The sequence below is a fragment of the Arenibacter sp. P308M17 genome, assembly GCF_003426735.1.
In the GTDB taxonomy this organism is placed as follows: Bacteria; Bacteroidota; Bacteroidia; order Flavobacteriales; family Flavobacteriaceae; genus Arenibacter.
Genome location: NZ_QVON01000002.1, coordinates 175,584 through 198,462, shown reverse-complemented (window position 1 = coordinate 198,462; position 22,879 = coordinate 175,584). Strand labels below are relative to the sequence as shown.

The following is a 22,879-nucleotide window of genomic DNA, read 5'->3' as shown; positions in this document are numbered from 1 at the left end:
AGTTTATTTTTTTTAATAGATACCAGGGGACGGTTTACAAGATATTGGAAAGTGAAAAATGATATCCATTTCTTAAAACTTAAAGTCATTCTAGTCAATATTCGTTTTGGATTTTATAAAATCGATCAATAAGGGAAAGGCCGGTCCGGTCATATTATGTCCATAACCATCCATTTCGTACAAGCTAATGTCCTGATGGCCTGAAACTTTCATCATTCTATAGAAATAGGCATTCTCCTCATAGCGGCCCAACATTTCCTTTTCCCTATCCCCGGTAATCAATAAGGTGGGCGGGGCATTTTTTCTAACATGATATAGGGGTGCCAGCTTATCGATAATAGGTTGTTCCCCAGGTATGTCTTGTTCCTGTCTTATGGTAAAATGGGTAATGGTATGGCCACTAAAGGGCACCAGGCCTGCTATAAGATCGGAATCCAAATTATATTTCGCTAGCCAGCTTTTGTCCATTACGGCCATTAATGCCAAATATCCACCAGCAGAATGTCCCGAGACAAATAGCTGATCGGGATCGCCATTATAACGATCAATATTCTTATATACCCAAGCAATGGCAGCAGCGGCATCGGCAATGCAGGTGGCACCCTTTACCTTTGGAGATAGCCTATAGCCTACCCCGACCACACAAAAACCGTTATCCTTCAAAGCCGCTGGAATTTCCTTCTGACCGGCAGTCAATCCTCCTCCGTGAAACCAAATGACCACCGGGACTTTGCGATCCGCTTCCGGATAATAGATGTCCAAGAGATTTTTTTCTTTCATATATAGGGTCCCATCTGCCGTTTGGGAATCGTAGTAATATATATTCTCCAAGGTCCTGTAATGAAAGGACTGGCCATTGACATACAACGGCAACACTACCAAAAAAATGTATATGACCAGCTTTTTCATGGCTTTTATAAAGATTGTATCATTGTATTGATTATAGTATCTTGAATATTCGACTAATATCGTAAAAACGGACTAAAAAAAAATATTCTACTCTCCATAATTCTCCATTGCTTTTGAATAAATTTGAATTCAGTTTAAGAGGTCAAAAATTTTTATTCATTCAAACTTCTAAATCCATTCAATAGTATCAAAAGCAAAGTCTATACGAAATAGACCATTTTCAATGAAAATATCTTTCCTTTTTGTGTCAATAGTTCCTTTATTCTATTCAATAAGTGAACTAAAAACCACCTAAATATTCAAATGACACATTTTGTTCAATCATGCAACGATTTGCCATTGAACCCATATGGTAATATTAGGCAAGAATTTAATATAATGGTCCAACTAATTGTTAGGTGGCTACAAATCCACAGGATTAATGGCCAAACTTTTAAATAGCTTAGCCTTGGTAATACTGAATTTATTTTGAATTATGTTTTTTTTCAATTCCGCTTCCAGGAGTTTACTTTCCCTAGAATTAATGAGAAACAATGAACTTTCCCCAAAACTAAACTTTCTTTCTTCCGCAAAAAACAATAAGCGGTAGTCCTGTACCATGTTTTCTATAAGATCCTGTTGCCGGTAAAAGGAATCCAGTTCCATGTAGATGGCCAGTATATTGTTTTTTATCCGCACACTAGTATTGGTAGCTTCCAATTGGGCATCCTGTAATTTAAAGTCCGTTAACCTAAGATTGCCGCGTTCTTTTCGCATAAACAAGGGCAATTGAAAGTTAACTCCACCTTTGTATTGTTGATTGCCAAATGAATTGAAATAATCCGGATTTTCCGTTAAGAAATTGTATTCCAAATCAATTGTAGGCAACAATTTGTTGCTTTTTAAACGTCTGTCTATTTTTAAACTTTCTATTTTATAATTCAATGCTTTAAGTTTTGGGTGATCTTCAATGACAATACTGTCCAAGGGTTTTCCTAAAATTTCTAGGGTTACATCAATATCCCTTTCCATGTGAATATCAGGAATTACATTGGGTTGTAACTCTATTGGAATATTGTTGTTGGTCCATAAAAAAGTAGCGAGCAGCAAGGACTTGTTGGACAAAATTATCTTGGCCTGTTCCAAATTCAGGGCCCGGTCCTGTACAATGATCTTGGCTTCAAGGGTATCGATAGAAGGAACAACCCCTGCTATGGCATTCTGCCGTACTCCCTTGTAGCGTTCCTTGGCATTCGCTAAAAATCTTTCATAAATATCCTTTTCCCTAAAGGATTGCAACCAATCAAAATATGCCAAGGAAGCATTGTACAAAACCTCGTTCACCAAAATATCCCTTTCCGCTCTATTCTGTTCCCTAAAAATTTTTGCACTTTTAAGGGTTGCCATTCTATCATTTATCCATAGTCCCTGCCCAAGCGAAAAGGAAACACCGGCACTATATAATCCGTCCTCGGGTAAATTTTCCGATGGATTTAAATAGGCCCCATCATTTTGTTCAAAATTGGCCTTAAATTCTATCCCATACCAGGTTGGAACTTTAAAAGTAGCATTGAATCTTTGGTAATACTCGGTTCCTTTAAATTCCTTAAGGTGGTAGTCTACTTCTATTTTAGGATCAAATCCACCCCTTGATTTCATTAAATTGGCCTGAGCCTCCCCAATTTTAAGTTCCGCTTGTTTTGCAATGGGATGATACTTTTTTATATACCCCAAATATTCCTTAAAATTAAGTACCACCGTGTCCAACTGCTGGGCCCGAGTAAATGGTGTTGTAAATAAAAATAAAAACAAGAACAGTTTGTTTATCATTTTACTTCTTTTGATGTAGCATTAATAGGTTGGTAATAATTGGGCGGAAAGCCATTCAACTGTCTCCATAATTCATACCAAATTGGGACATCCTCTAGCAGGGCAATGGTATTGGCGCCAGATCCTACACGAATATCCTTTGGCCAAGGATGATCACTTGGGTCGGGTGCCAATAAAACACGGTATTTACCATTTTCACTGATAAAGGTCTCTATGGCCACTACGGTTCCTCCATAGGTACCATAGGAAACATTGGGCCAACCACTAAAAACTATAGCCGGCCAGCCATCAAACTGTATCCTAAATTTTTCACCTACATGGATCAAGGGTAGATCCAAGGGAGCAACATAAGTTTCTACGGCCATATCATATTTGCCCGGCATAATCCCTACCAAACGATCGCCTTCCTTGATGGTCTCCCCCAACCCCCCTTGTATAGCCTTGTTTATATAACCACTTTGCACAGCTCTTACATAATAGAGATTACTGCGCATTTCGTAATTGGTATACTCATTTTCCAATTTTGAAACCTGGGCTTCGGAATCATATTGATCCGACTGTGCCGTAAACATATCGCTCTGGGCTTTGGAGATCTTATCCGTATATTCCGCTTCAATTCTGTTGATTTCCACTTCGGCATTGATTATTTCATTTCTCGCAGTAAGCAGTTTATTTTTCTGAGAAATTAATTTGGCCTGGGATTCCTGTAATTTAAGTTTCTTTTCCTCAACATCGGTGATAGCCTTTAATCCCTCCTTCGCCAACTGTTCAATACGTTCATATTGTATTTTGGCAATATTAAGATTGGTTTTTGCCGCTTCCAAATCTATACTATCGCTCTGAACCTTTAATCCGGCCTGCATCAATTTGTTCTTGGCTTGTGTTAATTTAAAGATCCGTTCCTTATCCAGTGCCTTAATTTGGGAGTTTAAGGCCTTAACCTTTCCTTCGTAAGAGGAAACAGCCTTTGTCTTGGCGGTAATTTGTTGTCCGGTCCTGGATACTAAATTTGGATCGAAGTATTCATTCTTAATTTCCGAAATGTATAATATGGTATCCCCTTTTTCCACAAAGTCGCCTTCCTTTACAAACCATTTTTCAATTCTACCGGGTATGGGCGACTGTATAGTCTGAGGTCTTTGATCCAAGTGCAGCGTAGTTAAAAATCCATTGCCCCTGACATTCTGTGTCCATGGTAAAAAAAGTACGATACCTACAAAAATCGCAGATGCCAATAAAAACCGATTAAAATGTTTATAATGCCTAACGTGAAGAACTCTTTTAAAGGAATTAAATCCTGAGAGATCTACTTTTTCATTCAATTTATTTTGGGAAATATTCAGCATAGGGTATTAGGTTTGGGAAACTATTTTACCTTGATCCAAGGTTACAATTCTTTTGCATCGGTTTATCCATTTTGGGTCTTGGCTCACCACTATCAATGCCCAAGGATTATGGTTGTCCAGCAAAAAGTTCATGATTCTTAGGGCCTCAATTTCATCAAATTGATTAAGGGGGTCCTTAAAAATCAATATTTTTGGTTTTTTAACAATACTTCGGGCCAGAATTATTTTCTTTGATACGGTATAGGGAATTTGTTTTCCCTCTGGAAATAAGGTTGTGTTCAACCCTTGTGGTTGATCTTTAATGAATTGGAGCAACCCAACATTTTCCAATGCCCAATACAGGTCTTTTTGGGAAATATTTTTATCCCCCATGGTTATGTTTTCCAGAATAGTACCCTCAAACGGACTTTCTTCGGTTAAAGATTGGCCAATAAAGGAACGATAATGGTTCAAATTCATGCCATATAGAGAAATATCGTTTACAAAAATGTTTCCCAAATTAGGTTGGATTACTCCTGAAATTAATCGCAATAGGGTTGTCTTTCCTGAACCATTGGCACCTAAAATAAGGATGCTGTCCTTTGGTGCTATTTTAAGATTGATATCCTCTAGAATCTTCTTGTTGCTTCCCGGGGCAATAAATGAAATACCGCTTAGTTCAACACTTATGGATCCGTCTTCGGGCAGAGGTTTTTCTCCCTGTTGATCTTCCAGATCCATATCTACTACCTGTCCCAATTTTTCCAAGGAAGTCAAAAGATCATAAAACGTATCCAGACCGCGAATCAATTTCTCAACGGAATTTATGACCAATAAGATAATAATTTCAGCAGCCACAAATTGCCCTATATTTATTTGCTGGTTAAGCACTAAAAATCCCCCGATCAATAAAAGTCCGGCAGTGACCAATACCTTAAAGCCGATCATATGAATAAATTGAATGACCAAAATTCTAAAATGACTCTCCCTGTCCACCAGATAGTTATCTACCAACCTGTCATTTTTGATTAGGGCTAAACTTGTTTTCCCAGATATTTTAAAGCTGGTAATGGAGCGAGCCACCTCTTGAATCCAATGGGCCACTTTGTATTTGCTTTTGGATTCATTCAAACTGGTTTCCATCCCTTTTTGAACCGTAAACTTGAAAACAATATATATTAGGACTATCAAAAGAATGCCGTATATGATAAAAAAAGGATGATAGAACGATAGTAGAATTAGACCAAAAACTATTTGTAAAAAAGCTCCTGGAAAATCTATCAACATCTTGGCCAAGCCCTTTTGCACATTAAGGGTGTCAAAAAAACGATTGGCCAATTCAGGAGGATAATAATCCCTTAAATCGTCCATTTTTATTTTTGGAAAACGATAAGTAAACTCAAAGGAAGAGCGTGTAAAAATTTTCTGCTGCAAGTTTTCAATAATCCTTATCTGCATTAGTTGCAGTACACCCCCAAAAGCTACCCCCCCGGTAACCAATACCACCAATATAATCCATGAAGTGCTAATTTGTGCCCCTTGCAACAAATTTATGATAGCCTGAATTCCCAAAGGCAAAGAAAGATTTACCAAACCAGCGAAAATGGCATAATAGAAAGTTTGCAATACATCTTTTCTGTCCAACTTTAGCAGGCCCATTAACCGTTGCCAGGCCGTTAAAACATTTTTAGGCATAATTTATTTTAGGGATTTAAAAACAAGATCATTAAAGTATTCCATTGGCGTATTGTTATCGTTGCAGTCCGTGAGCGTAGGAAAGTGTTCCTGAAGGAAATACTGATGAAAGGATCCTTCCAAAATAGTACTTGCCAAACTGGATGGATAATTATAATCTGCATTCACTTGTTTGATCATTTGACTTATACGCTGTATTAGTCTTTTATATATTTCAAAATATCCATCTTTGTTCTCTTGCTGTACTTCTTTGGTCAAATAGGATTTTGAATACTCATTAACAACGATCTTATTCAGCAACACCTCATTAATGTGCGAGAATGAAGAATCCACCTCTGTTTTTCCAGTAAATATTTCAATTGTCCTTTTTAGTTTTTCCGTAGGATCGGTAATGGCATTGGTAGCAAAAACCAATTTATATTCCAACCAGCCCCAGTACCATGAAGACAGATAAAGCAATAGTTTATGCTTGTTTTCGAAGTAGCGGTAAATAGAACTTTCATTGGAGCCTATTTGGGTCCCCAATTTTCGGAATGTAAAATTTTCAAAACCAATTTCATATATAAGAATTATACTATGCTCCAAGATACGCTTCCCCAATTCTGAAGATTCGGGATCTTTTAAATATAACTTTTCGTTAATTCCAATCTTTATCGTTTTCAATAACCGCTCCATAACTAAAACTTTAAAATATTTCCAAATATAATAGTATTACTGTCACTATATAATAGTTTAACTATCTATTAACAATTGTAATACTATTAATATTAAAAAAGCATCTTTTGACTATATTATATCCAATAGACATTCTATATGTTTAAAGCGTATGGGCTCAAGAGCTGATTGTTACCATAACAAGTGTAATCTTAAAAGCCACATATTGTATAGTTGAGGGAGTCAATATATAATCTGAATTGGATAAAATTTAGGGAACAAATGAACTAAGACATAGGTTATATTTGTAATGAAACCTTTTTGACATCTATTATAAGTTCATTTCTTAAACCAAAATTGTTTTATTATTATGTTTTTATTGTAAATAATTATTTATCTATTAAACAGAAATTTAAATACGTTTATTTAATTAATAAGATTAATATATTGATTGTGTTGAATCTGTAATAGTTATACTAAATTTAATAGTTATTATTAACTTGAAGCGAGGCCAAGATGTGGTCTTTATAAGATTATACAAACCCACTAATAAGTAAAAAAATAAGGTTAAAAATGAAAATTGTTGTTTTGGACGGATACACTTTAAACCCTGGCGATCTTAGTTGGGAAACATTGGGAAATATTGGGGAAACCACGGTCTATGACCGAACGGAGCATGAAAACGATAAAATTATTGTGGCCATAGGAAATGCCGAAATAATTTTCACCAACAAGACCCCCCTTCCCAAAGAAGTTTTGGACAAAGTTCCTTCCCTAAAATATATTGGGGTTTTGGCCACTGGTTATAACATAGTGGATGTGGATGCCGCTAAATCACTTGGAATCGTAGTTACCAATGTACCCAGCTACGGAACCATGGCGGTGGCACAGATGACCATGGCCCTCCTTCTGGAAATGTGCCATCATGTAGGGGAGCATAATCGCGCCGTTAAGTTGGGGGAATGGTCCAATAACCAGGATTTTTGTTTTTGGAACTACCCCCTTATCGAATTGGATGGCAAAACCATGGGCATTATCGGTTTTGGGAGAATTGGGCAAGCTACCGCCAAATTGGCCCAGGCATTTGGTATGACTATCCTGACTTCAGGGAGTAGGTATAGACCCGAATTGGAGAGCGATATTTGCAAACAGGTCGATATGGACGAACTCATCACTAAATCGGATGTAATAAGTTTGCATTGTCCCCTTACCCCGGATACCGAAGGCATCATTAACGCCAACAGTATTTCCAAAATGAAGGACGGCACCATGATCATTAATACCTCTCGTGGACAGTTAATTGTTGAACAGGATTTAAAAGAGGCCTTGGACAATGGAAAATTGGCCGGTGCGGCCCTGGACGTGGTCTCTAAAGAGCCTATTGAAAGGGGTAATCCATTGTTAACGGCCAAAAACTGTATCATGACCCCACACATAGCATGGGCCCCAAAAGAATCCAGAAAGAGATTGTTGGACACCGCCCTTGAAAATTTGAATGCCTTTTTAAAGGGCATCCCGATTAATGTGGTGAATAAATAGTACGATCTCCATTCTAAATAACCTTTAATTAATTGCCAAAACCGATGAACCTTAAAAAAAAATTAAGCAATAACCAAAATATCTATGGGACATGTATTTTATCTACCTCACCTATTTGGTCCAAGGTAGTTAAGGGCAGCGGATTGGATTTTGTTTTTTTGGACACGGAACATATTCCTATGGACAGGACGGAACTCACTTTTTTATGCCAGATATATAGTGCCTACGGATTGTCCCCAATTGTCCGAATTCCCAGCCCCGACCCTTATGCTGCGTGTATGGCCAAGGACGCCGGAGCCGTTGGAGTACTTGCCCCTTATATAGAAGACAGGGAGCAGGTACAACAAATGGTGGGAGCCACTAAGTATAGGCCATTGAAAGGACATCGACTGCAAAAAGTACTTAATGGTGAAGAAGTATTATCGGCAAAACTGAAAACCTATTTGGAACAGTTCAATGAGGGAAGTTTATGTTTAATAAACATAGAAAGTACCATAGCTGTGGAGCGTTTGGAAGAACTTTTGGATGTTCCGGGATTGGATGGTATTGTAATAGGGCCACATGATCTTTCCATAAATATGGGTTTACCCGAAGAATACGGCCATCCTGATTTTGAAAGTGTGGTAAGGAAAATCATAAAAAAGGCAAGAAGCAAAGGTATTGCTGCCGGAATACATTTTCCGGCCCATCCAAATTATCAGATAAAATGGATAAAGGAAGGGGCCAATATTGTATTGCATAGTTCAGATTTGAGACTTTTTAGCCAGAAACTCTACGAGGATATCAATATTATTAAAGGTGCCATAGGAGATGGCCAAAATTTATCCGAAGGCAAAGAATTGGCCATCTAACTACTTGTATACCGAAACAATTAAAAATTTAATAATGAGGGAATTAAAATGTTTTATATGAACAAAAATTTTAAACAATGCTGGATTCCAATCTTGCTTATTTACATTGTTCCCTCAGTCCTTTTTGGACAAATGATGGATTTGGGGAAAGCTAAAATTATCTGTTTGGAGAAGAAAGATCCCCTTGTCCAGAACGCCATTTCAATACTTCAAGAAGAAATAGAAAAGAGGAGTGAAATTCTGATAAGCCGCGAGATCAAATTTCCCAAGCAACCGCAAAATGCAATAGTTATCGGACTTGAAGGGAGTTTAAATAAATTTCCAACGGAATATCAAGATCTTCTTGGTGCTATGCCGGCAACGAATACTGAGGGATATAAAATAGTCGTTCGGCCTGCTGACAATCTGGTTTTGGTGGTAGGTCACGATTCCAGGGGCGTTCTCTATGGGATTGGAAAACTTTTGAGAAAATTGGAAATGTCGCAAGGCCAAATTTTACTGCCTTCAGACTTTAGCATTGCATCCAGTCCGGCCTTTCCAATACGGGGCCATCAATTGGGCTACCGACCAAAGACCAATTCCTATGATGCTTTTTCTGTGGAGCAATTTGATGATTATATACGTGATCTGGCTATTTTTGGCGCCAACAGCATTGAGATATTACCTCCCCGTACCGACGATGATTTCACCAATGTCCATATGAAGCTTTCAGCTATTGAAATGATTGCCGAACAATCCAAAATCTGTGACCGCTATGGCATGGATGTTTGGATGTGGTATCCCAATATGGGATCGGACTACAGCCATCCGGATTCACTTCAAGTGGAAATCGATGAACGCCGTAAAGTATTCAATGCCTTACCGAGATTGGATGCCCTATTTGTTCCAGGCGGTGATCCCGGGGATCTGGAGCCGGACGATCTGTTCAAATGGCTTGCCAAGGAAGCGGAGGTATTGCATGAATACCACCCCAAGGCCAAAATATGGGTCTCCCCCCAGGTTTTTAGACCTACTAAAGCTTGGTTCGATGCCTTTTACGGACATGTTAACAAGGAGTACCCCTGGTTTGGGGGAGTCGTATTTGGTCCATGGATAAAAACGCCCATCAAAGAAATAAGGGAGCAACTAAATCCAGGAATACCAATAAGAAGGTACCCGGATATAACCCATAGCCTAAGCAGTCAATATCCCATACCATATTGGGATCTGGCCTATGCCATTACCTTGGGAAGGGAGTGCATTAACCCTAGGCCCAACGACCAGAAAATTATCCATAATGTCTTTGACCAATATGCACAGGGCAGTATCAGCTATTCGGAAGGCACCAATGACGATGTGAACAAAATAATATGGAGCGATCAGGATTGGGACCCGGAAACACCCGTTATGGAAACCTTACGGGATTATGCACGCTACTTTATCGGCCCCCAATATACGGAGTCCGTTTCCCAAGGTTTAATGGCCCTGGAAACAAACCTTCAAGGTCCGTTGCTTACCAACGATGGGGTCATTATAACCTTGCAGCAGTGGCAGGACCTGGAAGTGAATGCATCTAAGGAGGTTTTAAGTAATTTTCGTTTTCAAATGGGGCTCATAAGAGCCTATTTCGATGCGTATCAATATAGAAGATTGATTTATGAGACCGAATTGGAACAGAAGGCCAGGGAAATTTTATCCGATGCCAAATCTTTGGGGCCGATAAAAGCAATGGAGGAAGCCGAAGCAGTTTTAAATAGGGCGAAGTTGCAGCCTGTTATGCCCGAATGGAAAAATAGATGCTATTCCTTGGCCGATGATCTGTTTGAAAGTATAGGCGCACAATTAACGTTGGAAAAACATTTTGCCGCAGGTGGCCGTGGTAATTTTATAGATAATATTGATGTACCCTTAAACGATGGCCTATGGCTTTTGGACCAGCTTTCCATTATAGGAAAAGATGGAAACGATATTGATAAATTGGAAGGAATAACCAGTTTATTGGAACGGAACAACCCCGGTCCGGGTGGATATTATGACAATTTTGGAACAACGGGAAGTTGGAACAGGGTGGTATCCAATTATAGCTATGAAGAAGACCCGGGGGGATTAAGATCCCCAAGGGTAAGTTTTGGGGTGGGTCTAAGCGGTGAGGAATGGGTACATGAGATAACGGCCGTAGGCTTTGACGGCCACACTACTCCCCTATCCTGGATGAGCCAGGTTACTGCCTTATATGATGAACCTTTAAAAATGGTGTATCCTAATTTGGATCCCAATGGCTCCTATTTAATCAGAGTAGGTTATACAGGGCGTTTTCGTTCAAAAATCAAAATGATGGCAGAGCAGATAATGGTGCACGACTATATCACTACCGGAGACCGGCCCATCTACGAGTTTCAGGTTCCTGGCCAAGCCTTAAAGGATGGAATACTGGAACTGGAATGGAGTTGTGGCGAGGGGGAACGGGGGTCCCAAGTTTCGGAGATTTGGATTATTAACCAAGATGAGTTGAAAAAGTTTTAATGAGTTCATTGAATAAAAAGTAAAGCATGGAGGAGAAAAAGAATAATATAAGTGGTAGACGAAGGTTTTTGCTTCAATCCGGTTTTGCAGCGATGGCCATCCCATTTACACAGATTTCCTGTCAAAATTCCAATGAAAGCAAAGCAACTGAAGACAATGAAGACTCTTTTGAGTTTGCGTTTCTAACGGATATACATATTAAACCGGAAATGAATGCGCCCAAAGGGTTTCAAATGGCCATAGATAAGGTTAATACATTAAACCCGGATTTTGTCATTACGGGAGGCGACCTGGTATATGATTGCATGCGTGGCAATTATGACCAAAGTGAATCATTGTTCCTACTCTATAAAAATATGTGCAAGGGCTTCAATATGCCGGTCTATAACTGTATAGGCAATCACGACCTGTTTGCCATCTATGAAGAAAGTCCGGAATCTGAGGATCATCCCGATTATAAATACGGTATGTGGGAGCGACATTTTGGGGATACCTACTATTCCTTTGATCATAAGGGCTGGCATTTTATCACTTTAAATTCCTTGGACGTAACCGAAAACAAAAGGTATCAGGGCGTTTTTCATGAAAAACAGTTGGAATGGCTAAAGGCCGACATTGCCAAGGTAGAAAAAAGTACCCCCATTATCATTACCACCCATATCCCCATGATATGTACCTATTCCCAATTGAATGGAAGCGAGGGCACTAGAACGGTCAATAATGCCTCCGATGTATTTGATATATTGGAAGGCCATAATTTAAAACTGGTTCTACAGGGCCATATCCATTGGAAGGAATACGGATTCATCAACGACCGGTTCCATTTTTTAACAGGGGGCTCCATTGCAGGTAACGGATGGAAAGGAAGAAGGCACAATACCAAGGAAGGTTTTGTTACTGTTAAGATAAACGGAAATGATTTTTCCTGGGAATATGTGGACCATGGTTGGGAAACGGAAAGGATCAGGTTGGCAGAAAACAATATTTAACATTTAAAAGTGTTTGCCAAAGGGGTTGCACTTTAAGGCAAACTATGTGCAGTATATGATAAAAATCGTTTTTAACAAGGTTTCTCGGAAAATCCGTTTTACCCCAAACCCTATAGCCTGCCTGTCCGGTAGGCAGGGGAGCCTGATTTTCCTTGATTTCTCCTTTTAGGGTCGGGGTAAAAAATTAAGGAAAATCCTATGGAATTAAATTTTGTCATATACCATAGCAAATTATCAAAATATAGATGACAATAAATATCTGTTTAACTCCTATTATTGAGGAAGTCTATTCGCCTTGCGGCCTAATAGTATCAAACTATGTGCAGGATAGGGAAGCTAAGGAATATGAAGCTTGCACATTCCAATTGAATGCGCTGTACGTTGTGGCAAGAAAGGCCAAAATCACTCCAAAAAAAATTGGACAATTCGTAAGCTTGTGGAAAAGGGATTCAAATGGTGAAACCACTCCTTATGAGGAGTCTGACAAGGTGGATTTATTCGTTATAAATGTTCAAGAGGAATCAAATAAAGGACAGTTTATATTTCCAAAAGCCGTCCTATTGGAAAAAGGGATCGTATCCCATTCCCAAAAAGAAGGGAAACGGGGTTTTAGGGTTTATCCCCCTTGGTCCCAACCTACCAACAAAACGGCCCTATCTACCCAAAAATGGCAATTAGAATATTTTTTGAAGCTAGGACATCAATCAAAAACGGATCTCCACAAAGCAAAAACCCTATATCTACATAAGTGAAAATAATTGAAGGTTCACTACCTGGCTTCTTTCCTCAATACTTCCAATGGCGGACTTTTAATAACACTTCTACTATTGGATAGACCTATCAACAATACCAATACAGTAATTCCTGGAAACAGTACCAAAAAGGGAAATAAGGAAGGAACAAAAGCAGTTTCAAAAAGGAAAAATGCCAGTAACTGACTACTCACCAAGGATAATAAAATTCCGGACAAACCTCCCAGAATACCCAAATAAAGGTACTCCAAGGCCACTATTTTTAGGATTTGTTTACTTCTGGCACCAATGGTCCTTAGCAGCACACTTTCACGTATACGTTGATATTTACTGGTCCTTACCGCACCCATTAGCACAATTATTCCCGTAAGGATACTAAAAAACGCCATAAAATTAATGATCCATGAAATCTTGTTCAGCAAGCCCTCTATGACCACTTGGATTTGCCTTATATCCAGAATGGACACATTGGGAAATGCCCGGACCAATTCCTTCTGTAACCTGGCCGATGCATTTACATCGGGTACATTGGTGGTAAGTACTGTAAATTGCGGAGCCTCTTCCAAAATACCCACGGGAAATACAATGGAAAAATTTAGTTGCATCCTGCCCCAGTCTACAGTTCTTATACTGGCTACAATGGTATTCATAATTACCCCCTGTACATTAAAGCTAAGCCTGTCCCCTACCGCTACCTTGGCATCCCTTGCAAAGTTGTCGCTCACCGAAATAGGTACTTCATCCTTGGAAATTGCTTTGTGTACCCATTTCCCGGATTCCAATTTTTCGGAGGCGATAAGGCTATCCCTATAGGTTACCCTAAATTCATGGTTCAACACCCACGAATTAATAGTGGAAGTGGTATCCTTTCTAATATCGTTCGTAGACTTCCCCGCTATACTATTTACCCTCATGGTAACTATAGGAATATCCGTCAATACCTTATGACCATTGCGCCGTATAGTATTGGCTACAGCTTCCTTTTGTTCCGTTTGTATATCCAAAAGAATAATATTGGGACTATTTTCATCCGTCCCCATAAATGATTTTGCCAATAAAAAGTCCTTGGTAAAATATAGGGTACTGATCAGAAAAGTGCCTATCCCAATGGCCAATACCAGGGTCAAGGTTTGGTTCTGCGGCCTAAAAAGATTTGATAGACTGTGCCTGGCGGTAAAACCCCAGCTAGTGGGAAAGTATTTTTTTATGGCCTTCATAGTCAAGGAGGACAGGCCGGCCATTATGGCAAAGGTAACAACAATGCCGGCAACAAAGGACAAGGAATATTTCCAATCCTTTAATAGCCAATAGGAAAAAAGAAATATAAAGGCCAATATTGCGGAAGCCACCAAAACAAGTCCACGCCTAGACCGGGATCTATCCACTTCCTGTACCCTTAAGGCCTGAAGTGGTGAAACGTACAGGGTACCCATTAATGGGTAAAGGGCGAAAAGCACGGACATGAAAAGACCCAATAAAAGTCCCATGGCCATTGCCTTTGGTGCCAAGGACAATTGTATATCCACAGGCAAAAGATCCCCCAGAAGTAATGGAAATATTTGCTGTAGGAGTATACCCAATACAGTACCTATTGCTCCTCCTAATAATCCGAGCCCTGCAATTTGTAGCAGGTAAATTAAAAAAGTTTGTTTTTTGGTGGCCCCCAGACATTTTAGAACGGCTACCGATCTCAACTTTTCCTTTATATAAATATTAATGGCACTGGCAATTCCAATACAGCCAAGAAGGAGGGCAATAAAAGCGACCAGATTAAGGAACTTTCCAAAATTGCCATATCTCCTGCCCAAATTGGCACTTGTAGAAGTATGGGTGTCCAGGTCGGCACCTTGGGCATCCATGATGGGATCCAATTTCTTTTCAAACGATTCCAGATCCGTATCCGGTTGAACAAAATAAAATTCATAATCCAACCTACTGCCCTTCTGTATCAACCCGGTTTTATCAATAAACCTATAGGGAATCACCACTGGAGGTGCTACGGAACTAAAAAGTCCCGAGCTTCCGGGTATCGATTGTAAGGACCCGGCAATAGGAAAGGTGAGCTCCCCAATTTTAATACTATCTCCGGCCTGGAGGTTATATTGCAGCATAACCGTTGCATCTACCAATGCCCCACCATCTTGCTGGTAATTTTCCGCTGCCGTTATCGGCACTGTTTCCAATGTACCGTAGAAAGGAAATCCACCTTCAATTCCACGTACCTGCACCAACTTGGAAGCTCCGGTTTTTGGGAAAGCGGCCATGGAAGGAAAGTTGATCTCTTTGGCATCGGCCCCGCCGAGGGAATCCAATATTTCCAAAACCTTTTCATTGGGAGGATTTCTACTATCGATTATGAAATCGGCCCCCATCAAGGATTTGGACTGTAGGGCGATATTTTTTTTAAGATTATCACCAAAGGACTGGATGGACACTACCGCTGCAATCCCTAAAATAATGGAGGCCATAAAAAGAAATAGTTTTCTTTTACTCGCTTTTCCATCACGCCATGCCATTTTTAGAAGCCACTGGAAACCGGACTTTGAATTACTGTTATGTCCGTTCACGATACTACGGTTTCGTTATTGGCAATTATCTTTCCACCCTTTAACCTCAATATGTTTTGGGTCTTGGCAGCCAGTTCCAAATCGTGGGTCACTATAATCAGGGTAGTACCTGCTTCTGCATTAAGTTGAAAAAGTAACTGTTCCACCTTTTCCCCAGTTTCTGCATCCAAGTTCCCGGTAGGCTCATCGGCAAACAATATGGAAGGCTTGTTGGAAAATGCCCTCGCCAGGGCAACTCGCTGTTGTTCCCCTCCCGAGAGTTGTGATGGATAATGGTGGAAGCGATTTTGCAGCCCTACCTTGTCCAATAGCTCCATTCCGATCTTTAAGGCGTTTTTATCCCCTCTCAATTCCAAGGGAACGGCCACGTTCTCCAAGGCGGTAAGTGTTGGTAGCAATTGAAAATCCTGAAACACAAAACCTATATTCCTATTCCGTAATATGGCCCGCTCATCTTCGTTCAACCCGCCCAATTCCGTACCACATAGGGTGACCGTACCCGAATCCGGACGGTCTAGGCCCGCACATATCCCAAGTAATGTAGTCTTACCACTCCCGGAAGGGCCTACAATAGAAAAAGTTTCCCCTTCCTCTACCTTAAAGGTAATATCCTGTAATACCGTAAGTTTTTTAGAGCCATTGGTATAGATTTTCCCTAAATTGGTTACGTTTAATATCTTTGCCATTATGATTTCTGTTTCATAGTTTTCCTAAGAAGGCAAAATACAGAAATGATTTTGATTTTAATCCAATATCCCATGCGAACCTTGTTAAGATTTTATTATTTATTATTCGTTTTTTTCTGTTCCTGTGGAAATATGGCTACCAAGAAAGCTGATACCATAGAAAAAAAGGAAAATGCCAGTGAAAGCAGGCTTGAAGCCAAGAGTGAAAAGAAAGTGATTTTATTCTTTGGAAATAGTCTTACCGCAGGCATGGGCCTAGACCCCAATGAGGCCTTTCCCGCTTTGATCCAGGAAAAGGTAGATTCCCTGCAACTGTCCTATAAAGTGGTGAATGCAGGTTTGAGCGGGGAAACTACGGCCAGTGGAAAAAATAGGCTTGGATGGGTACTGAATTCGGATTTGGCCGTTTTTGTCCTGGAACTTGGCGCCAATGATGGATTACGTGGCATCCCCTTGGAAGAGACCCGTAGCAACTTACAGGAAATTATAGAGGTGGTACAACAAAAAAGTCCCAATGCCATTATTATTCTGGCCGGAATGCAAATTCCTCCCAATATGGGTCAGGAGTACACCCGCGAATTCAGGGATATATTTCCCGATCTTGCCAAAAAGAACAATATTGGGCTTATTCCATTTCTTTTAGAGGATGTGGCTGGAAATCCCGAGCTAAACCAGTCCGATGGGATACACCCCACAGCTGATGGGCAAAAGATCATTGCCAACAATATATGGCCTATAATCGAAAAAGCGATCGATCAATAAGATCTAGCCATTATGATGGATCAATATTTAAAGTCGATCAAGTTTAAGGTTTTTGTAAATTGTTGTCCACTTTGTTAAAATACATTGTTGAAAATGGCGTTTCTATCCAATAATCCATGGAGTTGATATATTCATTGAGTCCAGCCAAGGATATTACCATTCCATTCAATACCTTATCCAACCTAACATGATAGATTCCCAGGACCAAATAAATGCACTCTCGGAAAGGCTACAGCAGTTGTTGCAGAGACAGGACGAGTTTTCCATGGAAATAAATGCCCTTCGTAGGGACATCGATCTCCTGCGGACGGCCAATGATGGCATGGACCTTCCAGAAGCCAATGCCGTGGCAGACACCGAACAGGCCAAGGATTCCACTGAAAGGGTCTTCCAAGACCCGGTAATGCCCTCCCGACAAAACATTGCCCCAATAGAAAAAGAACTTCCCGTACCAAAAAGAACAACGGGATTAAAACTGGGTACCGAAAAATTTATCGGTGAGAACCTGATTAATAAAATTGGAATTGTCATTACGGTCATCGGGGTGGCCATAGGGGCCAAATATTCCATAGAACACGATCTGATCAGTCCCCTTACCAGAATAATTTTAGGTTATTTGACGGGTGTGGGGCTTTTGGGATTTGGTATACGGCTAAAACAAAAATATGAAAACTACAGTGCTGTTTTAGTAAGTGGCGCCATGGCCATTTTCTATTTTATAACCTTTGCCGCCTATAGTTTCTATAATCTTTTTCCTCAGGGAATGGCCTTTGCCCTTATGGTAGTGTTTACTGTTTTTACCGTAATTGCCTCCATTAATTACAACAGACAGGTGATTGCCCTTATTGGACTGGTGGGTGCTTATGCCATTCCATTTTTATTGAGTGAAGGTTCGGATGAAGTAACAGTGCTTTTTAGCTATATGGTAATTATTAATACAGGTATCCTTATCATCGCGTTCAAAAAATATTGGAAACCACTTTACTATTCCTCTTTTGGGTTAACTTGGTTGGTATTTTTTGTTTGGTTCCTATCCAAGTACGAAACGGAACAGCATTATAGAACGGCCTGGACTTTTCTGAGCCTGTTTTTTCTCATATTCTATATGGCCTTTCTGGGATATAAACTGCTGCAAAAGGAAAAATTTGTAATCACGGATGTACTCCTCCTATTGTTTAATTCAATGATTTTTTTTGGTTTGGGATACAGCATTCTAAATCAACATGAGGTAGGAAAACAGCTTTTAGGGTTATACACCCTTATAAATGCCCTAATTCATTTTGTGGTGGGATTTTTAATTTATCGTCAAAAATTGGCCGACCTAAATTTGTTTTATTTTATCATCGGCCTGGTCCTGGTTTTTATTACAATTGCCGTCCCGGTTCAATTGAACGGAAATTGGGTAACCCTTTTATGGGCCACGGAGGCCACCTTACTGTTTTGGCTAGGACGATCCAAGCAGGTGACCATTTATGAAAAGCTTTCCTACCCCCTAATGTTATTGACCGTATGTAGTATTTTTGAAGATTGGTCATGGGTTTATGATGTTTACGATCCAGCGGACAGTGCAACAAGGATTACACCCTTGCTGAACATCAATTTCCTTATCTCGCTATTCATTATCTGCGCTTTTGGGTTTATGTATTGGATAGATGTAAAACAAGGTGATTCGCAACTCCAGGTAACCAGAACCCCATACTTAAAACTAATATCCAGGTCCATTCCCGTAATTTTGGTATTGATACTATATTTTGCCCTTAGGATGGAGATCAGCACGTATTGGGATCAATTGTATTTGGATTCGGCACTTGTTATTTCTCCAGAGGGTCAAGAGTATCCCAATTACCTCTGGAACTACGATTTAAGAACTTTAAGGAATATTTGGATCATTAACTACACCTTGCTATTTCTGTCCGTACTTGCGTACATCAATATTAAAAAAATAAGAAGCCACCAACTGGGCCTTATCAATATAGTGATCCATGGCCTTGTTCTTGTTTTCTTTTTATGTATCGGCCTTTACGGGCTTAGCGAACTCAGGGAAAGTTATTTGAACCGTAACAACAATGACTATTATGCTATTGGTTCCTGGAATATTATAATGAGATATATCTCCTATATTTTTGTTGGGATTTCGTTATTTACCATTTATTGTTATAAAAGGCAGGAGTTTCTGAAGCTGCGTTTTAACATTGGCTATGATCTGCTGTTATACATTTCTCTACTCTGGATTTTCAGCAGTGAGTTGATCAATTGGATGGATATCCTTCAATTTGTCCAGTCCTATAAGTTGGGACTTAGCATTCTATGGGGCATTTATGCACTTCTATTAATCGTATTGGGTATATGGAAAAACAAAAAACACCTTCGTATCATGGCCTTTGCCCTGTTTGGAGCTACTCTAATAAAACTTTTCCTGTATGATATATCCCATTTGGATACACTGGCAAAAACGATTGTTTTTGTTTCCTTGGGTGTATTATTGTTGATCATTTCCTTTTTGTACAATAAATACAAACACATTATATTCAATGAAGAAGGGGAATAAATATCTCATTTTTATAATCCTGATGTCCGGTCTACTTTCCTATGGGCAAATGGATCAATATCGGTACAAGAGATTGATTACGGAGGTGGATCACCAATGGCACAGGCTACCCCTACCCGATTCCATTTTTGGAAAGGTCTCGGGCAATTTAGCGGATCTTAGAATATTTGGTTTCACCAATACCAATGATACCATTGAAGTTCCTTATTTACTCCGCATCAAATCCGAAAAGGTAAATACTAGGTCACTTACTTTCAATATAGTGAATGTATCGCACAATCCCAATGGCTATTATTACACCTTTGAAATGCCGACAGAAGTGGCCATAGACCAGATAAAATTGGAATTTAAGGAGAAGAATTTCGATTGGAAAGTGGAGGTGGAAGGCAGCCAGCAACAAAAGCAATGGTTTACTTTAGTGAACGACTACCGAATTTTATCCATTAAAAATGAACTGACGGATTATGAATTTAAGACCATTGGGCTCCCAAGTTCCAAGTATCGCTACTTTAGGCTTTTGGTTAAAAGTGATAAAAAACCAAACTTAATATCGGCCCAAATTTTTAACAATGAAATCATGGATGGGGAATATAAAAACTATCCTGTTAAAGTAGTCAAGGTAGATGGAAATACTGCGGAAAGAACAACCGAAATTACTCTGGATCTGGGCAAACCGGTGCCAATTGGTTCTATTACCCTTGGGGTCCGTGAACAATATGATTATTATAGGCCAATTACCATATCCCATATAAACGATAGTGTCATGACCGATAAGGGCTGGAAATATAATTATACCACTTTGTTCTCCGGAACATTGAGTTCTTTGGAAGAAAATAATTTTGATTTTCCCAGCACTATTGTACAGAAAATGAAAATTACCGTCCACAATGGGGATAATCAACCACTAAGCTACCCAAGCATTGAAGTAAAGGGCTTTTTGCACGATTTGGTTGCCCGATTTACCACAGAGGCCACCTATTATCTTGTTTATGGGAATGATCGTGCTTCATTGCCCGACTATGATATTGCACAGTTTTCCGAAAATATTCCCACTACCCTTGCCCCTTTAAAAGTAGGATGGGAACACGAAGTGAAGAAACCATTATCGGGAAATTCACCTATTTTTAAAAACAAGGCATGGTTATGGGGAATAATGGGCCTTATCATTATAGTTTTGGGATGGTTCTCTTTTAAAATGATCAGGACAAAGAATTGAGAGACAAAAGAGCAACTTTAATGGTCTACCATAATGTTGGCAGTAAGCACTACGCAGTTGGCAAATTCACTAATGACATGGATCGGCTAATATATTGGATACCCTGTACAACTTATTTTGGTTATATTCGCTCCATAATATGGCTATTGATTGCGTTTGGAATGAAAGATGTAACCTCTCAAATAATAAGAATCCAAATACTATTTATTAATATAACATCCATGATGATCAGGAACAAAATTGCATATGTATTTACATTTTTATTTGGAGCGCTAACTTTAATCAACGCCCAAAAAAGTGACACATCATTGGAAATAAAATCCGTTCCAATTTTTAAGGACGGAGAGGCCCAGGTCGTACCCGGTTTTAGTGACCAATCCAAATGGATAACCCATGACCTTTGGGTGGAGACAGAATTTGATACCGATGGGGATGGAATGAAGGATAGGATGCACGTATCGGTAACCCGGCCAGGGCAAACGGAAACAGAAGGACTTAAATTGCCGGTCATATACATAAGTAGTCCCTACTTTGCAGGGGTGGCTTCCAACTTAAAGGAGATGTTTTGGGATGTACGGCACGAATTGGGGGCAAGTGCCAAAGAACGTTTGCATCCCGAGGTGGTAAGGACCGGGGAAAGACCTATTATTTCCAAATCACATATTCAAACATGGGTTCCCCGTGGCTATATTGTAGTACACTCTTCCTCCCCGGGTACAGGGCTATCCCAAGGGTCGCCTACCGTAGGTGGGGACAATGAGTCCTTGGCGCCAAAAGCGGTAATAGATTGGTTATGTGGTAGGGCCAAAGGCTATACGGAACCCTATGGAAAAGAAAAGGTAAAGGCCTATTGGTCTACCGGAAAAGTGGGAATGACGGGGACCTCCTATAATGGTACGATTCCTTTGGCGGCGGCTACCACAGGGGTCAAGGGCTTGGAAGCCATAATTCCGATCGCTCCAAATACTTCCTATTACCACTACTATAGGTCCAATGGCCTAGTACGCTCTCCAGGTGGCTATTTGGGCGAGGATATAGATGTACTTTACGATTTTATACATAGCGGGGACGAGTCCAAACGTGCCTATAGCAATAGGGTCGTTAGGGATACCGAAATGAAAAATGGGATGGATAGGATCACCGGGGATTACAACGCTTTTTGGGCCGGCCGGGATTATTTAAATGATATGGGACCTATGAAGGCCGCCTTATTAATGGCACACGGATTTAATGATTGGAACGTAATGCCGGAGCATAGCTACAGAATATATAAGGCCGCCAAGGACAAAGGTCTGCCCTCCCAAATTTATTATCACCAGAACGGGCATGGAGGGGAACCGCCGTTAACAATGATGAACAAGTGGTTCACCCGTTATCTGCACGGTATTGAAAATGCTGTGGAAGAAGATGCCAAAGCCTGGATAGTTAGGGAGAATGCCGACAAGGAGCATCCTACCCCCTATAAGGATTATCCAAATCCGGAAGCAGCCCCGGTAACGCTATATCTTCAAGGAGGGGCACCTACGAAAGGCAGGTTAAGTACCGAAAAGCAAGACCGTCAAGGTACGGAAACCCTCGTGGATAACTTTTCGTTTTCTGGAGAAACTTTAGCCAAGGCCGAGTTTACCGATCATCGTCTACTTTATATTACACCAACCCTGACGGAGGATATTCACCTATCCGGAACCCCTAAAATCAGTATTTCCGTAGCGAGCAACAAGGCCGCCGCCAATCTATCGGTTTGGTTGGTTTCCTTGCCTTGGAACGATGGTAAGAATGCAAAAATAACGGATAATATAATAACCCGGGGTTGGGCAGATCCACAGAACCATAGTTCACTTACGCATAGTGAGCCTTTGGTGCCGGGACAGTTCTACCATTTAACATTTGACCTGATGCCGGACGATCAGATTATACCCAAAGGCCAACAAATTGCACTTATGGTTTTCTCAAGTGATAGGGAATTTACCCTTTTGCCCGATCCAGGAACGGAATTATCGGTAGATCTGGATGCAACTACTTTGACCTTACCTGTTGTGGGAGGTACAAAAGCGTACAATAGTGCCACCGAGTAA

At 40.1% G+C, this 22,879-nt stretch carries 16 protein-coding genes; 9 read left to right on the top strand and 7 right to left on the bottom strand.

From position 1 onward, the window contains the following. Positions 1-90: 90 nt before the first annotated feature. From D0S24_RS04885 to D0S24_RS04865, 5 genes are all read right to left on the bottom strand, one after another. Positions 91-909: an alpha/beta hydrolase gene (locus D0S24_RS04885; RefSeq protein ID WP_117018745.1), complete on the bottom strand. Its 819-nt coding sequence runs from the start codon at positions 907-909 to the stop codon at positions 91-93. A 402-nt stretch (positions 910-1,311) separates the two neighbouring features. Further along, on the bottom strand, positions 1,312-2,718 hold the full coding sequence (locus D0S24_RS04880; RefSeq protein WP_117018744.1) for a TolC family protein: 1,407 nt from the start codon (positions 2,716-2,718) through the stop codon (positions 1,312-1,314). Beyond that, a complete protein-coding gene (locus D0S24_RS04875; protein ID WP_117018743.1) occupies positions 2,715-4,064 on the bottom strand; it encodes an HlyD family secretion protein in 1,350 nt (449 codons plus the stop codon). The genes D0S24_RS04880 and D0S24_RS04875 overlap by 4 nt, the downstream gene beginning before the upstream one ends. A gap of 6 nt (positions 4,065-4,070) precedes the next feature. After that, positions 4,071-5,738, bottom strand: coding sequence for a peptidase domain-containing ABC transporter (locus tag D0S24_RS04870; RefSeq protein WP_117018742.1), 1,668 nt, complete (start codon positions 5,736-5,738; stop codon positions 4,071-4,073). A 3-nt stretch (positions 5,739-5,741) separates the two neighbouring features. Then, on the bottom strand, positions 5,742-6,413 hold the full coding sequence (locus D0S24_RS04865) for a TetR/AcrR family transcriptional regulator (RefSeq protein ID WP_117018741.1): 672 nt from the start codon (positions 6,411-6,413) through the stop codon (positions 5,742-5,744). 552 nt (positions 6,414-6,965) lie between these two features. On the opposite strand from D0S24_RS04865, the gene D0S24_RS04860 reads away from it, so the two are divergent. The 5 genes from D0S24_RS04860 (at position 6,966) to D0S24_RS04840 (ending at position 13,025) form a co-directional block, all read left to right on the top strand. Beyond that, positions 6,966-7,931: a D-2-hydroxyacid dehydrogenase gene (locus D0S24_RS04860; RefSeq protein ID WP_117018740.1), complete on the top strand. Its 966-nt coding sequence runs from the start codon at positions 6,966-6,968 to the stop codon at positions 7,929-7,931. A 44-nt stretch (positions 7,932-7,975) separates the two neighbouring features. Next, complete coding sequence (locus tag D0S24_RS04855) at positions 7,976-8,782, top strand: HpcH/HpaI aldolase/citrate lyase family protein (RefSeq protein WP_117018739.1); 807 nt, start codon at positions 7,976-7,978, stop codon at positions 8,780-8,782. Positions 8,783-8,839: 57 nt separating this feature from the next. Further along, positions 8,840-11,284 carry a hypothetical protein gene (locus tag D0S24_RS04850; protein ID WP_147321431.1) on the top strand — a complete coding sequence of 815 codons (2,445 nt, stop codon included), beginning with the start codon at positions 8,840-8,842 and terminating at the stop codon, positions 11,282-11,284. Positions 11,285-11,310: 26 nt separating this feature from the next. After that, positions 11,311-12,273: a metallophosphoesterase gene (locus D0S24_RS04845; RefSeq protein ID WP_117018737.1), complete on the top strand. Its 963-nt coding sequence runs from the start codon at positions 11,311-11,313 to the stop codon at positions 12,271-12,273. Between the two features lie 245 nt (positions 12,274-12,518). After that, positions 12,519-13,025 (top strand): MepB family protein, encoded by a 507-nt coding sequence (locus tag D0S24_RS04840; protein ID WP_117018736.1) that lies wholly within the window; start codon positions 12,519-12,521, stop codon positions 13,023-13,025. 17 nt (positions 13,026-13,042) lie between these two features. On the opposite strand, the gene D0S24_RS04835 is transcribed toward D0S24_RS04840, so the two are convergent. Together D0S24_RS04835 and D0S24_RS04830 are read right to left on the bottom strand one after the other, a co-directional pair. Continuing rightward, positions 13,043-15,541, bottom strand: a complete 2,499-nt coding sequence (locus tag D0S24_RS04835; protein ID WP_117019312.1) for an ABC transporter permease — start codon at positions 15,539-15,541, stop codon at positions 13,043-13,045. 47 nt (positions 15,542-15,588) lie between these two features. Then, the gene (locus D0S24_RS04830) at positions 15,589-16,278 is read right to left on the bottom strand and encodes an ABC transporter ATP-binding protein (RefSeq protein WP_117018735.1); all 690 of its coding nucleotides are present in this window, start codon (positions 16,276-16,278) and stop codon (positions 15,589-15,591) included. 72 nt (positions 16,279-16,350) lie between these two features. Between D0S24_RS04830 and D0S24_RS04825 the strand changes: the two genes are divergently transcribed. The 4 genes from D0S24_RS04825 (at position 16,351) to D0S24_RS04810 (ending at position 22,879) form a co-directional block, all read left to right on the top strand. Beyond that, positions 16,351-17,040: an arylesterase gene (locus tag D0S24_RS04825; RefSeq protein WP_117019311.1), complete on the top strand. Its 690-nt coding sequence runs from the start codon at positions 16,351-16,353 to the stop codon at positions 17,038-17,040. Positions 17,041-17,227: 187 nt separating this feature from the next. Further along, positions 17,228-19,588, top strand: a complete 2,361-nt coding sequence (locus D0S24_RS04820) for a DUF2339 domain-containing protein (protein ID WP_117018734.1) — start codon at positions 17,228-17,230, stop codon at positions 19,586-19,588. Continuing rightward, positions 19,572-20,804, top strand: coding sequence for a DUF3999 family protein (locus D0S24_RS04815; RefSeq protein ID WP_117018733.1), 1,233 nt, complete (start codon positions 19,572-19,574; stop codon positions 20,802-20,804). Before D0S24_RS04820 ends, D0S24_RS04815 begins: the two co-directional genes overlap by 17 nt. A 221-nt stretch (positions 20,805-21,025) precedes the next feature. Then, entirely contained in the window at positions 21,026-22,879 is a 1,854-nt protein-coding gene (locus D0S24_RS04810; protein ID WP_117019310.1) for a Xaa-Pro dipeptidyl-peptidase, read from the top strand.